General features: G+C 63.2%; 10 protein-coding genes and 2 tRNA genes. 1 reads left to right on the forward strand and 11 read right to left on the reverse strand.

Annotated elements, in window-relative coordinates:
• Window positions 1-12: 12 nt before the first annotated feature.
• From OK345_RS01105 to uvrB, 5 genes are all read right to left on the reverse strand, one after another.
• A complete protein-coding gene (locus OK345_RS01105) occupies window positions 13-981 on the reverse strand; it encodes a VirB8 family type IV secretion system protein (protein ID WP_265126054.1) in 969 nt (322 codons plus the stop codon).
• A 114-nt stretch (window positions 982-1,095) separates the two neighbouring features.
• Entirely contained in the window at window positions 1,096-1,503 is a 408-nt protein-coding gene (locus OK345_RS01110; protein WP_425510932.1) for a hypothetical protein, read from the reverse strand.
• 430 nt (window positions 1,504-1,933) lie between these two features.
• Window positions 1,934-3,571 (reverse strand): type IV secretory system conjugative DNA transfer family protein, encoded by a 1,638-nt coding sequence (locus OK345_RS01115; protein WP_265126056.1) that lies wholly within the window; start codon window positions 3,569-3,571, stop codon window positions 1,934-1,936.
• A gap of 721 nt (window positions 3,572-4,292) precedes the next feature.
• Window positions 4,293-4,367: transfer RNA gene (locus OK345_RS01120), tRNA-Val, on the reverse strand.
• Between the two features lie 96 nt (window positions 4,368-4,463).
• Entirely contained in the window at window positions 4,464-6,482 is a 2,019-nt protein-coding gene (gene uvrB / locus OK345_RS01125; RefSeq protein ID WP_265126057.1) for an excinuclease ABC subunit UvrB, read from the reverse strand.
• Window positions 6,483-6,721: 239 nt separating this feature from the next.
• Here uvrB and OK345_RS01130 point away from each other — a divergent pair, with 239 nt between their 5' ends.
• Complete coding sequence (locus OK345_RS01130; protein ID WP_265126058.1) at window positions 6,722-7,207, forward strand: GspH/FimT family pseudopilin; 486 nt, start codon at window positions 6,722-6,724, stop codon at window positions 7,205-7,207.
• An 87-nt stretch (window positions 7,208-7,294) separates the two neighbouring features.
• On the opposite strand, the gene OK345_RS01135 is transcribed toward OK345_RS01130, so the two are convergent.
• The 6 genes from OK345_RS01135 to pilV form a co-directional block, all read right to left on the reverse strand.
• Window positions 7,295-7,371 (reverse strand) — tRNA-Asn (locus tag OK345_RS01135).
• 72 nt (window positions 7,372-7,443) lie between these two features.
• A complete protein-coding gene (locus tag OK345_RS01140; protein WP_265126059.1) occupies window positions 7,444-7,866 on the reverse strand; it encodes a type IV pilin protein in 423 nt (140 codons plus the stop codon).
• A gap of 11 nt (window positions 7,867-7,877) precedes the next feature.
• On the reverse strand, window positions 7,878-12,512 hold the full coding sequence (locus tag OK345_RS01145) for a pilus assembly protein (protein ID WP_265126060.1): 4,635 nt from the start codon (window positions 12,510-12,512) through the stop codon (window positions 7,878-7,880).
• The gene (locus OK345_RS01150; RefSeq protein ID WP_265126061.1) at window positions 12,509-13,012 is read right to left on the reverse strand and encodes a pilus assembly PilX family protein; all 504 of its coding nucleotides are present in this window, start codon (window positions 13,010-13,012) and stop codon (window positions 12,509-12,511) included. Before OK345_RS01150 ends, OK345_RS01145 begins: the two co-directional genes overlap by 4 nt.
• On the reverse strand, window positions 13,002-14,186 hold the full coding sequence (locus OK345_RS01155) for a PilW family protein (protein WP_265154835.1): 1,185 nt from the start codon (window positions 14,184-14,186) through the stop codon (window positions 13,002-13,004). The genes OK345_RS01150 and OK345_RS01155 overlap by 11 nt, the downstream gene beginning before the upstream one ends.
• Window positions 14,183-14,653: a type IV pilus modification protein PilV gene (pilV, locus tag OK345_RS01160; protein ID WP_265126246.1), complete on the reverse strand. Its 471-nt coding sequence runs from the start codon at window positions 14,651-14,653 to the stop codon at window positions 14,183-14,185. Before pilV ends, OK345_RS01155 begins: the two co-directional genes overlap by 4 nt.
• Window positions 14,654-14,655: the final 2 nt, after the last annotated feature.

The raw sequence follows: 14,655 nt of genomic DNA on the forward strand, positions 1-14,655 counted from the left end.
TCGCTTGCTCCGTTAGCGTTGGGTCGCGGCAGGCTGCTGCGGCTGGACCGCCGGCATTTGCTGCTGCATGGAAGGATCAGTGGGATATGAGGGATAAGGTTGTATCTGGTCGGGCGCGACTTCCGCTGCCGCATCGGCTGTCGGAGGCTGTTGCATGGGCTGCTCTGGGCCAGCCGGAACAGTCGGTGCGGCACCCTGCAAGGAGCGCATCTCCTCCGCCGCCTGCTGCAGGGCCGAGTCCGAAGTCACGGGCGGGGTATCCGCGAAATCGCTGTCCACCCGGTACCCCGTCACCCGGAAGCCCAAAGGGTTGGCGATCCGGTCCGACTCGCTCATCTTGAGGTTCGAGTCGTAGATGAACGACATGGTCGCGATCTTGTTGTCCAGGAATTTGCTCGTTCCGGACGTCTTGTCGTAGAGACTGCGCTGGAAGCGGACCGTGGCACCGGTCGGCGTCCGTCCCTTGGCCCCCTGGAATACGATGCTGAGGATGCGCACGCGGATGGCACGAGTCGTGCCGAGCCTGTTGTACGGGCTATCCGGGTTGTTCCTCGAGTGCAGCTGCGTATATCCCGAAGCCACCTGTGGCGCAGCCATCGTATAGACGGTCTTCCAGTCCCCCTGCGAAATCAGCGCGGCATCGTACGACTCGCGGGCCATGACGAAGTGACTGATGTTGCTTCGATTCAAGGCTTCGCTGGCGGTGATTCCGGTATCGCCGAAATTCCCCGTCAGACGGGCCATGCTCGCGGTGCCGGTGTAGGCGTCCGCCATCACCAGGTAAGGCACCTTTTCCTTCAAAGGCAGCATGTAGAAGTAGCCACCCGCCAGGATCAGCGACATGACGAGCGAACCACCCGCCACCATCCAGGCACGGCGTTCGCTGCGCTTGGCCAGGTCGGCGATGCTGACCTCGTAATTGACCGATTTGGCAACCGCGCTCTGAATCTTCGGGTTGCTGTCGTCCTTCTTGCGTCGCATGGGGTTCTGGTCGTTTCCCGATTGTTGTCAGGGAGAAGAGAGGCGCCAGCCCGGGCATCTGGAGCACGGGACCAGCATGTTGGTGAAGAGCGTTACCCGCAGGGCACGCCGGAATCAGCCCCCTTCGGCACTCGATGCACGCACCGAAATCTGCGAGACATCATTTGAAATCGATATCCCCTGGGCGGAATACGCCGAATTGAGTGCAGCCAATGCTTCGGAGAGATTGGTCGTGCTTACTTTCGCTACCGGGCTGAACAGCGTGTAGTCGGTATTGATGCCGTAGTCCAGCTTCACGCCCGTATCTTTCGCCCATCTCTCAAGCATGCGCTTGAGCGTGCCGTCCGAGGGCGAAGCCTGGAAGACATAGGACGAGTACAGGGGAATGGCCGTGGTGGACTCGGCGAATCGATTCACCGGCTTCCAACGCCCCCCGAAGTCCGGCGCAGGAGTGGTCCCGCAGCCCCCCAGAAGCGCCACAACAAGCAATACCGCAAGATATTTGAACTGCACTTGCCTCACGTTCCCCTCTCCGTGTCCTACAGGACTTCATCGGTGAAATGGATGCATTGGGCAACGCCGCGCCAGCCCTGTCGGCTGGCACGCGCTTGCCTGGTCAGATTGCAGGGATGCGCCCTGCCGCAACTTGCCACTGCCGCATGAAAGCGACATGACGGGTCATCGAACGAATGGTGCTGCCCCTGGCTCGAACCCCATCAACTGCTGCCTTGCACACTTGCCAAACTTCCATGTCCTGCCCCCTGATTCTGCGCGGGACCATCTGGTCTACCACGTCAGATTAAGACCTCTTACGTCAGCTACCGACGTGCGGCAAATTTGCCGAGGACTGCGTGAAACGTCAAGCGTTTGGCTTGAATTCAGCCAGATCCGGCACACCTTGTGCCGGTTTATTGACGGACGTCACAATAAATCGCCATACGGGATCGCATCTTCACACCTTCACCAAGGGAACCTCGGCCTTCGGCAGCAATCGCGAAGTGAAGTGCCGATCCTTGTAGTAGCGGATCTTTTCGCACTTCACCGGATGCGGTATTCCCTCGTACAGGAATACCTCCCGCTCCTGCCCCATGGCCTTGAGCTCCTGCGGCAGCATCAGCGCGCGGCGCTCCTCGGAGAAGCTGTGCGAGGTCTCACGCCCCTTGGTGACGTTCTTCCGGCGGATGGTGGTGTAACCGAGCATCTCGGAGTAGTCGTTGGCGTCCTGCTGCTCGCGCGGGGCATACAGGATCTGCAGGGCGTGGTTGGTGATGATGGTGCGCGACACGTCCTTGCCGTAGGTGGCATCGAGCTGGGCCATGCTCTGGATGATCGGCAGCAGGCGCACGTTGTAGCCGGCCATGTAGGACACTGCCGAGGCGATGATGTCGACCCTGCCGATGGCGGTGAACTCGTCCATCAGCAGCAGGCACTGGTACTTCAGCTCCGGATTGCTGGTTGGCAGCTCGCGGGTGTTGAGGTTGATGATCTGGCTGAAGAAGAGATTGATGATCAGGCGGCTCTCGGCCAGCTTGTTGGGCTGGATGCCGATGTAGATCGTCATCTTCTTGCGGCGCAGGTCGGTGAGCCGGAAGTCGTTGGCACTGGTCGCCGCGTCCAGCACCGGGTTGATCCAGGGATTGAGAGGTTCCTTGAACGTACCCATGATCGAGGCAAAGGTCTCATCGGCCTGCGACAGCAGGTTGGCGAATGCCGAACGCGCATTGCTGCTGAGGAACTCCCTGGCCGACAGCGCCTTCAGATACTGGCGCAGATCGCTGCCATCGCCGGTGGACAACCGGTAGATCGCCCCCAGCGTCGGCTCGCCCATTCCCGGAAAGCCCGTCCTGCGCTCATCGTCGCGGTTCTCGAACAGGTACAGCGCGAAGGCCATGAAGGCATTGCGCGCCTGGCTGACCCAGAACTTCTGGTCGTCCGAGCCATCGGGATAGAGCATCGCCGCGATGGCCATCAGGTCGGAAATCCGGAACGCTGGGTCGTCGGAGACGTAGCTCAGCGGGTTCCAGCGATGGGTGCGCCGGTCCTCGGCGAACGGGTTGAACAGGAACACTTCCTGCCCCTGGCTGGCGCGCCAGCCGCTGGTCAGGTCGAAGTTCTCCTGCTTGATGTCCAGCACCACCACCGACTCCTGGTATTCGAGCAGGTTCGGAATGACGATGCCCACGCCCTTGCCCGAGCGCGTAGGCGCGGCGAGGATCACGAATTGCTGCCCCGACAGCCGCACCAGCTTGCCGCCGAATTTCCCCACCACGATGCCATTGGAGGCGCGCTTGAACAGCCCGTGCTTGGACAGATCGGCCGCGGAGGCAAAACGCGCATCGCCATGCAGCGACTTCTTGCCGGGCTTGAACATCAGCGCCAGCCCGACCAGACACAGCAGGATCGGGATACCGAATCCGAGGAAACCGGCCAACTTGATCTTGCCGGCGAAGGGGGCCAGCTGCGGCAGGTCCAGTGCACGCAGGTAGCGATAATACGTGTCCACCCCCAGTAGGCCGGTATCCAGTTTCAGGAGCAGCAGCGTCAGGTAGCCGGACAACACGTAGCCCACCACCAACGCAAGAAGCACCATCCCCAACGCAACCGCAGGTTTGTTCCGGAACAAGCAACATCCTCCCTGACCGGCCGGCATACCTGCGCGGCCTCCACTGGATCATCGGCACCAACCGCACGGAAAATCGCCCGGCAACGCCCCCTTGTCCGGCGCCCCTGGAGTGGCACTCAAGGCCGCTGCAACCACGATCGGCCGCCGGAATCCGGACAATGGTGCCCGATCGCCCGGGTTTGGCAAGCGGCCGACAGGTGTTTCCGCGCCAAAAATGCGACGCAGCACTCAACTTTTTGACAGCACCGCCCTATCCGCCCCAAGCCGGCCAACGACTCGCGGCCGGCCATGGACGGGCAGTGCGCCGGATGGAGAAGCAAGCCACTCCCGCCTTCCGCCCCCCGGCTATCGCCCCTCGGGATCGATAGCCACCGGATCATCGGCATGCGACTGCGGTACGCGATCTCGCGCGATGCGCCCCAGGCAGACAGGTGAGATGCCATGGCGACATCCTTTTCGCGCATTGGCACTGGCGGCTTCGGGATGGCCGGGCCATCGCGTGACCGGAACGCTTGGCAGCTGTGGAAAGTCCGGCCGTCTGCCCGCTGAAACCTGCGGGGATGGCTCCCGGATGCCCCATGAAACGAACACCCCGGCGCCCTGCCTTCGCAGGTCCAGTCCGGGGTCAGCGCAAGATTATCTGGATAAAATCAATCCACTGAAACCGCGCTGCCGCCTGGGTTTCAAGTGGTGGGCGGTACAGGGTTCGAACCTGTGACCCCTACCATGTCAAGGTAGTGCTCTACCGCTGAGCTAACCGCCCTTTCCGCTACGAATTGCTCGTTGCGGGGCGCGTATTCTAGTCCAGCCCTTCGGGAAGGACAATAGATTTCCGAAAAATTCTGCCGGGGTCTTCAACCTACCCCAGACTGGCCTCCTTGAGCTGGCGGATCTGGTCCCGGATCCGTGCGGCGTCTTCGAATTCCAGATCCCGGGCGTGCTGGTACATCTGCTGTTCCAGCGTCTTCAACCGCGCGGCGAGCTGGGCCGGATCCAGGGCCCGGTAGTCGCCGGCTTCCTCGGCCACGCGCCGGCCACGCCCCTTGCCGACCTTGCCCTCGTTCGCCGCTTCCGACCGCGCACCTTCCAGGATGTCGACGATCGGCCGTGCCACTGACTTGGGCACGATGCCGTGGGCCTCGTTGTACTCCACCTGCTTGGCGCGGCGGCGGTCGGTCTCGTCGATCGCCGCCTGCATCGAGCGGGTGATCCGGTCGGCATACAGGATCGCCTTGCCGCGCAGGTTGCGCGCGGCACGGCCGATGGTCTGGATGAGGGAGCCGGTCGAACGCAGGAAGCCTTCCTTGTCGGCATCGAGGATCGCCACCAGCGACACCTCGGGCATGTCCAACCCCTCGCGCAACAGGTTGATCCCGACCAGCACGTCGAACTTGCCCAGCCGCAGGTCGCGGATGATCTCCACCCGCTCCACCGTGTCCACGTCCGAGTGCAGGTAGCGCACGCGGATACCGTGCTCGCCGAGATATTCGGTCAGGTTCTCGGCCATGCGCTTGGTCAGCGTGGTGACCAGCACGCGGTCGCCGAGCTTGATGCGTTCGTGGACCTCGGACATCAGGTCGTCGACCTGGGTCGCCACCGGACGGATCTCGACCCGGGGATCGATCAGGCCGGTCGGACGCACGACCAGCTCGGTGATTTCCTCGCCCGATTCACGCAGCTCGTACGGCCCCGGTGTTGCGGACACGTAGATGCTGCGCGGCGAGCGCGCCTCCCATTCCTCGAACCGCAGCGGGCGGTTGTCCAGCGCCGAGGGCAGCCGGAAACCGAATTCCACCAGGGTTTCCTTGCGCGAGCGGTCGCCCTTGAACATCGCGCCGATCTGCGGAATGGTCACGTGCGATTCGTCGATCACCAGCAGCGCGTCGGCCGGCAGGTAATCGAACAGCGTCGGCGGAGGTTCGCCGGCGGCCTTGCCGGTGAGGTGCCGCGAGTAGTTCTCGATGCCGTTGCAGTAGCCCACCTCGGCCATCATCTCCAGGTCGAACTGCGTGCGCTGCGCCAGCCGTTGCGCCTCGACCAGCTTGTTCTGCGCATACAGCTGCTCCAGGCGTTCCTTCAGCTCGACCTTGATCGTCTCCACCGCGCCGAGCACACGCTCGCGCGTGGTCGCGTAGTGGGTCTTGGGATAGACGGTGAAGCGCATCAGGTTGCGCAGGGTCTCGCCGGTGAGCGGATCGAACATCGTGATCTTCTCGACCTCGCCATCGAACAATTCGATGCGCAGCGCCTCGCTGTCCGACTCGGCCGGGAACACGTCGATCACCTCGCCACGCACGCGGAAGGTGCCACGGTGCAGCTCGTATTCGTTGCGGGTGTACTGCAGCTGGGTCAGGTGGTTGATCAGGTCGCGCTGGTCGATGCGTTCGCCGCGCGACAGGATCAGCCGCAGCGAAAGGTAGTCTTCCGGTGCACCCAGGCCGTAGATCGCCGATACCGTAGCCACCACCAGCGCATCCGGGCGCGACAGCAGGGTCTTGGTCGCCGCCAGCCGCATCTGCTCGATATGCTCGTTGATCGAACTGTCCTTCTCGATGAAGGTATCCGACGACGGCACATAAGCCTCGGGCTGGTAATAGTCGTAGTAGCTGACGAAGTACTCCACCGCGTTGTGCGGGAAGAATGCCTTGAATTCGCCGTAGAGCTGCGCCGCCAGCGTCTTGTTCGGCGCCATCACCAGGGTCGGCTTCTGCACCTGCTGCACCACATTGGCGATGGTGTAGGTCTTGCCCGAGCCGGTGACGCCGAGCAGCGTCTGCTTGGCTACTCCGGCCTCGAAGTTGGAAACCAGCTTCTCGATCGCCTGCGGCTGATCGCCCGCGGGCGAATAGGGGGAAACAAGCTGGAAGCGGTCGGTCATAGTCGTCAGGCACGGCGCGGGCCGACCAGTATAGCGAGCGCTCCGGTGACAACCGGGTGGGCGGTTTTCCTACCCTCGACCGGGCTGCCGGCCGATATCCCCCGCCCTCCCATCCGTCGAAGATGGCTCCGTGCCCTGGCTCGGGGCCCACCGAAGGAAGGATCATGGCAAGGACGCCACCCCTCCCACCCAAGGCTCTCCGTCGAGCAGCCTCGGGCCATACGCTGCTGGAGGCCTTGATGGTCATGGCGATCATCCTGGCGACATCCAGCGTGGCGCTGCCGGCCTTTGCAAAGGCACTGGAGCGCCAGCGCGCCGCTGCCAGCCTGCATGCGATTGCCGCCCAGTTCGCCATCGCCCGCAGCACCGCCATAACGCGGCGTACCCATGTCAGCGTCTGCCCCAGCCGCGGGGATGGCACGTGTCGCAGCGACTGGGACTGGAGCGAAGGCTGGTTGATGTACCTGGACCCAGGACGCAAAGGGCAACCCGCCCAGGGAACGGACATTCTCCGGAATGAACGCGCGCCGGCACCTCGTTCCCTGGTGATCCTGTCGTCCGATGGACGACGCGCCGTGCGCTTTCAACCCAACGGCAAGACCAGCGGCAGCAACATCACGGTGAGGGTCTGCCAGGAGGAGCGATTGCTGGGAAGCGTGGTCGTCAACAACCTCGGACGGGTACGCTCGGAACGCCCCCGGGGTACCCAGGCCTGCAACCACTGAGGCCACGTGGGCGACATCTTCGGCACACTCCGACGCAGACCGGAGAAAAGCAAAAAGCCGCGATTTCTCGCGGCTTTTTGCAACATCTGGCGCCCGAAGTTGGACTCGAACCAACGACCCCCTGATTAACAGTCAAGTGCTCTAACCGGCTGAGCTATTCGGGCGAGGTGCGCATTGTAAGGGGCGTTTTCGGGAAGGGCAAGCGTTGGAACCGGATTTTTTCGCTCTCCCCCGTCCTACCAGCAATCAGCCAGCTCCCCCTTGCTGTTGTCCTTCACACCGGCCTGGTTGAGGCTCAGATCCCCGCACTTGTCCGCCGTCTGCGGGTCCTGAGCAATCGCAACGATGGTGATCGTCGACTGCGTCGCATCCTCGACACGCAACTCATAACGCGCCACCGCTCCAGCTTCGCGGGGGGACTGATCAGCCGGCAGTTCGAAGTCGACGTACGAGTTGTTCACGGTGTGATACCTCTCGGCCAACTGCATGTATTCCACCAGGTCGGCCTTGGCCTGCGCCCGCCGCGACTTCCGGATCTGCTCCTGGTAGGACGGGTAGGCGACCGCCGCCAGAATCGCGATCACCGCGACAACGATCATCAACTCGATCAACGTGAAACCAGCGTGCTGCCGGCGGGATACGATTTTCAAAGGCAACATACGAGCTCCCATTAACGAACCTGACGCCAGGATTGCCGGCCGCAAGGCCGGGGCATGTACAGCGGATCCGCCCCGACTGCCCGCAGAACGAAGGTGCACTGTTCGGCGGTGATCAGGTCATCCACGGTGCAGTCCGGATCGGTCGGATCGCAGGGCTCCAGCTTCGGCACAAAGATGCTGGTGTCCCGGACCGGCGGGCTGGTCGCGTTGCTGCCGTTGTTGAGGGATACGGCCCCGCAGTCACCGGTACATACCGAGTCTCCCCCAATGGAGGTGCTGACGCCCGACATGCTGCCGGCCCCCGTCAACAGGTTCAGGCCGTAGAGCCAGTTGATGCCACCGCCCGCCGAGCAGGTGGCCTCGCCAGGCGTGAAGGTCGTGAAGAAAACCCGTCCGTTCTGGATGCTGGGCGTTCCCACGAAGCGCTCACCCAGGGCCATTCCACCGACCACCTGAAGATCCAGATACCAGCCACGCTTGGTGACATAACTCACCGCGTTGCTCGAGACGGCCCGGGTCTGATAGCCGTTCAAATTGGTTCCGGCCACCACGACCTGGCCGATCAGGTCGTCCCTGCCGGCGATCGGTTGCGAGAGGTTGTCCCATATCCCGAACAGGCTCTGCACCGGCAGCCCCGTGCCACCGGTATTGTCGCCCTCGGCGAAATACTGGCCGGTGCCGAAGAACAGGCTGATACCGCCGCCGGGGCCACTGGAAACCTCGATCCCACCGGTAATCGGTTGCGGCGTCCCGCCATGCGTTGCAGTGAACAGCGGACTACCGCTGAAGGCTATGCTCCAGCTGGCCGGATCGGCATCGGTCAGATCGAACTTCCAGAGGTTGCCCTGCATGTCGCCGCCGTACACCGTATCGGCGATGCCATCGTGGTTGTGTACCGCGATCGGCGCGATATTCATCAGACCGTTGCGATGGGCGTAGTCCGCTCCCGTGGGCGACAGCCTGCGGATCACTTCGCCGGTCTGGATGTCGACCACATACAGCACGGGGCGACCGTTGACCGAGTTCACGCCATTGCCGAACAGCGCCACGAATCGCGGCCCGCCGTTTTCCGCATGAACCGGCACGACAACCGGCTTGCCCAGCACGAACCCCATATCGGCATCGTCACGGCCGGTCACTTCCCACAGCACATCGTCGGCATCGAAGTTCTGCGGATCGGAGATGTTCAGGCCGAAGACGGAGCCATGCCCCCCCGCGGTCGCCGATGGCGCCTGGGACGCACCGCCTGCACCGGTGGAGCCCACCAGGACCGTATGCCACTCGTCGTCGTAATGCACGTCGGACGTGGTCAACAAGCCATCCACGTAGTAACGGTGGCTGTAGCCCGGGTTTGCGAGTTCCGCCATGTGCGCCAGTGATGCGGATGGAATGAACGCGAACTCCTCCGTTCCTCCCGCGGAACCGGGAGACGCATTGAAGCCATGCAACATGCCGTCGTTCGCACCGACATACACCATGGCTGGCGCGGCTCCGGTAGCGCTCTTCGCCGCCATGAACGCCTTGTAGCTGGTACCCAGCGACTGCTTCCAGGCAACGCTGCCATAGCTGGCCCATGCCCCGTAGCCGAAATCGTCGCGGGGCGACACGACTTCCGGTGCGGAGTTGACGACATCGCCCATAAGCGACGTGCGCGCCCGGAACCCGGCGCCGGGCGCGGGGTTGCCGCGCAGGTAGGCGACCAGCGTTTCCACGGACTGGGAACCGAACCAGGTCGGGATCGCAGCCAGGCCCATGTTCGCCAGCTTCTGTGCCCGGTTGGCGCCCGGCACGTTGTCCGCCTGGAACTCCGCCGCGGTGGCGCGGACAAGATCGCCATTCGCGTCCACCGTTGTCGGCCGGGTCACGATGAAGATATCCCGGTCCGAAGCATCCAGCCTGGACGCAGCGCTCCACAGGGTGGCACCGTCGTCTCCTTCGGCGGAGACCTGGGTCGCGGTGACATCGCCCGTCCAGTCGTTGGACCCGGTCGGCACGTTGTAACTGGCCGAAACGGTAAACGAGCCGGTACTGATACGCGCGCCGGATCCTCCTCCCGATACCGGGGCATTGCTGCCCGCGGCACGCTCGAAGATGGCGCCCAGCCGCTCCTTCAACTTGGTCGGATTACGGGCGAGGAAGTAGTTGTCGGGCGTACCTGGCGTCTCGCTGTCCCACTCGCCCGGGTCCGGAATGCCGTTGCCATTGGCGTCGGTAAAACCGCCGTACTTGGCGGCATACCACAGCGGGCTTTCGAGCGCTCCCGCCTGGCCGGTACCGAGCTTGTACCTGCGGACCTGCGGCGCATCCCAATTGGCGGGCGGATTTGCCGTGGTGGTCAGCACCGAGCCGTTGCTGTTGCCGGGACGCAATGCCAAGCGCTGCACATTCTCGGCGGCAGTGGAGCCAACCACGGTATAACCGGTCAGCATCGCGTTGCCGGCGTAGGCAGACAGGTTCTCGATCCGGACCAGGACTTCGTCCGCACCGATCGTGGCCGTCAGGCTTCCTCCGGTGCATTCGCTGGAATTGCCGGCGCGCCAGCAGATGTCGCGGAATGCGCCCGTCTCGCGGCAAGCGGCGCCAACGCAGTAGGTCATCATCGACACGACGTCGTTGTCGTGGTCGTTGCCCCACAACGAATCCTCCCACACCAGCGAGAAACTGCCGGCACTGCCGTCCGCCTTCAGCGGCCGACCGTAGACATAGTTCGGAGAGACGGTCGACACCTTGGTACCCACGCCGACCGAGCCGAGGAAACAGCTGCGCCAGCCCGTGGAATTCTTCCCGGCGGAACCATCGTTGTTGGCCTGGCAAAGAGGCGCCAGCGAGATCTTGCCGCCGGCGACCGCAATCTCAAACTTCGGCAGGTTCTCGGCCAAGGCCACGGCATAGGTCTGCGCCGTCACCTTGTAGTCGTCGGGCTTGCCCTGGAGGCCCGGGCGCAGGTCCGTGGTCGCGGCGGCATACGCCAGGCCCGCCATCAGGTAGCTGCCCTCCATCGACGGGATATCCGGACAGATGCCCCTCGCCAGGCTGAGGTTGCTCACGGTAAGGCCGCGGCAGATATCCTCATGGGTATTGAGCGATGCGTAGCGGGCCGTCTCTCCCACCCGCCCGATCATATAGGCTCCCCCGTTGATACCCTCCGCTGCTCCCAGCGCATCCGTGGCGGCAGCAGCCGAGTCGAGATGGGGAACGCTCTGGATGTTGTCGCTATCGAAGGACGGCAAGCTGGAGGACATCACCAGGATGTTGCAGGTGGCGCAGTAGGAGTTCCCGCCCTCTTCCGGATCACGATAGGGGTCCAGCCAGCTCACCATGGTGGGCAGGCCACTGAGGTCGCCGGTGGCGCTGTAGCTGCCGGTGCGCGTCGTGCCGATATCGCCGATATAGCGAAGCGCCTCCGAATACATCTCGGCCAACGGATTGCCCCAGGCACTGCACCTCTGCGAGCCGGTACCCGGGTCCGTCAGGCTTCCGTTCCCCCCCTGGCCCTGGCGATTGAGGATGCTGTAGTTATTGCAATCGTTCCAGTTGCTGCCGTAGTTCCACTGGGTCAAGCGGAAGTTGGAAATCGTATTGATGATGCCTTCGGCACCGCTGCTGGTCGCCAGGCAGAACTGCCCGGTGGACAGGTTGATCTCATCGCCGGCCTGGCAATTGCCGGTGCCATTGCCGGCCAGCTTGCCGATGTTGCGGCGGAGTACACCGCCGTCGCGCGGGTTGGCGTAGGTGCCGGTGATCAGGCCGAAGCGCAGGCGGCCGCTTTCGCCATAGGTCTGCAGCAATCCGACCGGCTTGTAATGATCGGTCGTGCCATCACTGTACTTCTGGCAGAAGCTCTCACGCCGGTTGGTCGCATTGGCCGCGGGATCGCACACTTCCACGCGAACGTCCATCTCCGCCACGAGGCTCTTCGGCACGTCGTTCGCCGCCTCACCCCCGCGGTTGACGCCGCACTGGCTCAAAGCTGTGGCGGCCCATTCGGACCAGTTCCCCGATGCAACCTGCATCTTGGGCGCATCGTTCACGCCGAAACTGGCGTTGCAGAAGGACGTGGTTCCGTTATAGGGCGTGAAACTGTTGATGTCGCTGCCGCTGTATACCTTCACCCAGGCATGCAGGTCGTTCGGAATCGGTGCCCGCTCCAGGATGGTCTGGGTTGCGGTATCCGTCGAGCGCTGCCCGCCGTATAGCACGTGGCGCAGGATATCCAGGCGGCTCATCGTCACCCAGTTGAGGAAGTTGCCCGACCAGTTGCCCGCGCATGCGTGCTCGTTCACCCCACCGGCTGGACCAGTCGCCTTGAACCGTCCCCCGCTGTAGTCGTAGCACAACTTCGGATCGAAGTATCCCGAATAGTTGAAGGTGTCCTCGTACGTCGTGTTGATGGGACCGTCTTCTTCCAGGGCCGTATAGTCGCTGTAGGCCTTGTTGAACAACTGCTCGTCCCGCGACATCACCATCAGCATCAACGGTGGTTGGCTCTGGCCCAGGTACAGCGGGGACTGGGACAGGTTGTAATCGCCAACCGCTGCAGGCAGTGGCACTGCCTTGATGGCGACCAACCCCACAACAAGCGCAACTCCCGCGAACTTGCTCCACGGGGAAGTCACGACAGGCGACAGACGTCTGATGGCATTCATGGGATAAAGATCGTGTTGATCACCGCCGAAGCGGTGGCGTTGTCGTCGTCATCACTGGCCAAGGCCGTGATCTCGTAGATGTTTCCGGTCTCTTCGCTTTGCTTCTCGCCAATACGGCGGCTGGACGCGGCAAAGCACTTGTCGATCCGACGCGTGTGGGTCGCCCCCGGATTCGTCGCGTCGTTGGCCCAGGTCAGTGGGTCGAAGATGGGCTCGCACACTTCCTGGTCCGCCTCGAAGGTTCCCACGCCGCTGTTCACCGCGGAATCGATGTCCGCCTCGACCGATCGGGCGCTGGCTTCCGCCAGCTGGAATGCCTGGTTGACGCGCATGTAATTGGCCGCCATCCGCTCCTGCATCCCCGTCACCTGCATGCCGACGATGCCGATCAGCGCCAGCAGGATCAGCATGATCAGGGCGATATAGAGCACGGCACCGCGCTCGCGCGCGCCTCCCATGCGGGTACTGTGCGATCTGCGCATGAAGACCTCAGTTGCCATAAAGGCGATTCCGTACCGCAACGGTAGTCTGGTAGACCGAGCGGAAACGACCATCCGCCGGTGCAGTGAAAGTCACGCCGAGTGCGTTGAGCTTGTTGTCCGGGGAAGCCTGCAGCGATGCGGCCCGGTCCGGACTGGCGGCCACGAGACCCAACTGGACCGTACCGACCCTGCGCCAGCCATCTGCCGCAGGCGCCACCGATGCGGCGACATCCGCAGCGGTGCCTTGCCGATCGATATAGCCGGTAGGAGCCGACGCCGCAGCCAGTTCCCGGTCCTGCCCATAGAGGATCTGCATGTTTTCGACTCCCTCCACCAACTCTTCCGGGTCCGTGACAAGGTTGCCGTTCGGAGTCGCCGTATACCTCAGGCGATACAGTGAGGGGCGCCCACTGCCATTCAATCCGACGTAATAGATGATGCTTTCCGCCCGATACAGCACAGCCTGGCCGGAAGTGAAGACGTTGGTGAAATCGACGGCGTTGTTCGGCGCGGCTCCCGCGGTGACCAATCCACCGCCCGAATTCACCGCCGCGGCCTGGAACACGGTTGCCGACATGCAATCGGCCACGCCGAACAGACCCGGGTTGCCCACGCCGCTCTGCAGCACGCTCCAACGCGCCGCATCGAAGCCGAACTGGGGCGCAACCGGAGTACCTGCGATGGAGGTGATCGGCACTCCTTCCGGCGCCAGATAACGCAGCACCACGATATCGCTGCCTTCAACCCGGTTGCCGAGCGCAGCAGCGAACTGCGCAGGCAGTGCCGGGGTATACGCAGCTCCGCCCACGGCGGGGGTCTCCAGAAGCTCCACCTCGTCACCCGGTGCGGTATCGCTGGCCTCGTATCCCTGGATGGAGACCGAGAAATCCAATGCCGGGTGCGCAGCAGCACCGAAAGTCGTGGTCAAGCCGGACGGCGTCTGGCGGACATGGGCCTGGTCGTTCACGCAGCCGAAATGCCCTGCCATGCGCAGGTCACGCTGCAGGTAATCGATGGCAAAACGCCCATTCTCCTGGGTCCTTGCCAATCCTTCGGACAGCTGGTAGGCCGAACGCGAGGCACTGAATATCTGCACCAGTCCAAGGATCAGGACGAGACCGATCAACATCGCGATCATCAGCTCGATCAGCGTCATGCCGCGCGATGCAGTCCGGGAAGAGATCGATCTCACAGTCGGGTCCTCGCCGTAAAGGTGGTGTTCTCTGGGTTCGCGACCCAACGCTCGTCGCCCCAGGAAACCGCCACGACCAGCTCGTTGCCGTCCTGTTCAACGGTGGCTGTGGCGCCCTCGCCCAGGGCCTTGCCCATCCGGCAACGCCAATCGGTGATGAAATCCTCGGCCACAAGCCCAACGTCGACCGGCGACTCGCAATCGTCGTCGTCGATCGATGCCGAATAATTGCCCAGGTATGCGGAAGCAAGAACGCGATTGGCCCTTACCTGGTCCAGCAGCTCGTATGTCAGGTTGGTGGCCTGCGTACGGTAGTTGGCGCTCTGCACGAACCGGACGCTCATGGTCTGCAGCAACGCAAACCCGAGCAGCCCGAATGCCAGCACCAGGATGGCAATCATCACTTCGATCAAGGTAAAGCCACCCTGGCGACCACGCCTCGGTTGCTGCATCCGTCGTATCCGCATGC

This window comes from Xanthomonas chitinilytica (genome assembly GCF_026107455.2).
In the GTDB taxonomy this organism is placed as follows: Bacteria; Pseudomonadota; Gammaproteobacteria; order Xanthomonadales; family Xanthomonadaceae; genus Stenotrophomonas; species Stenotrophomonas chitinilytica.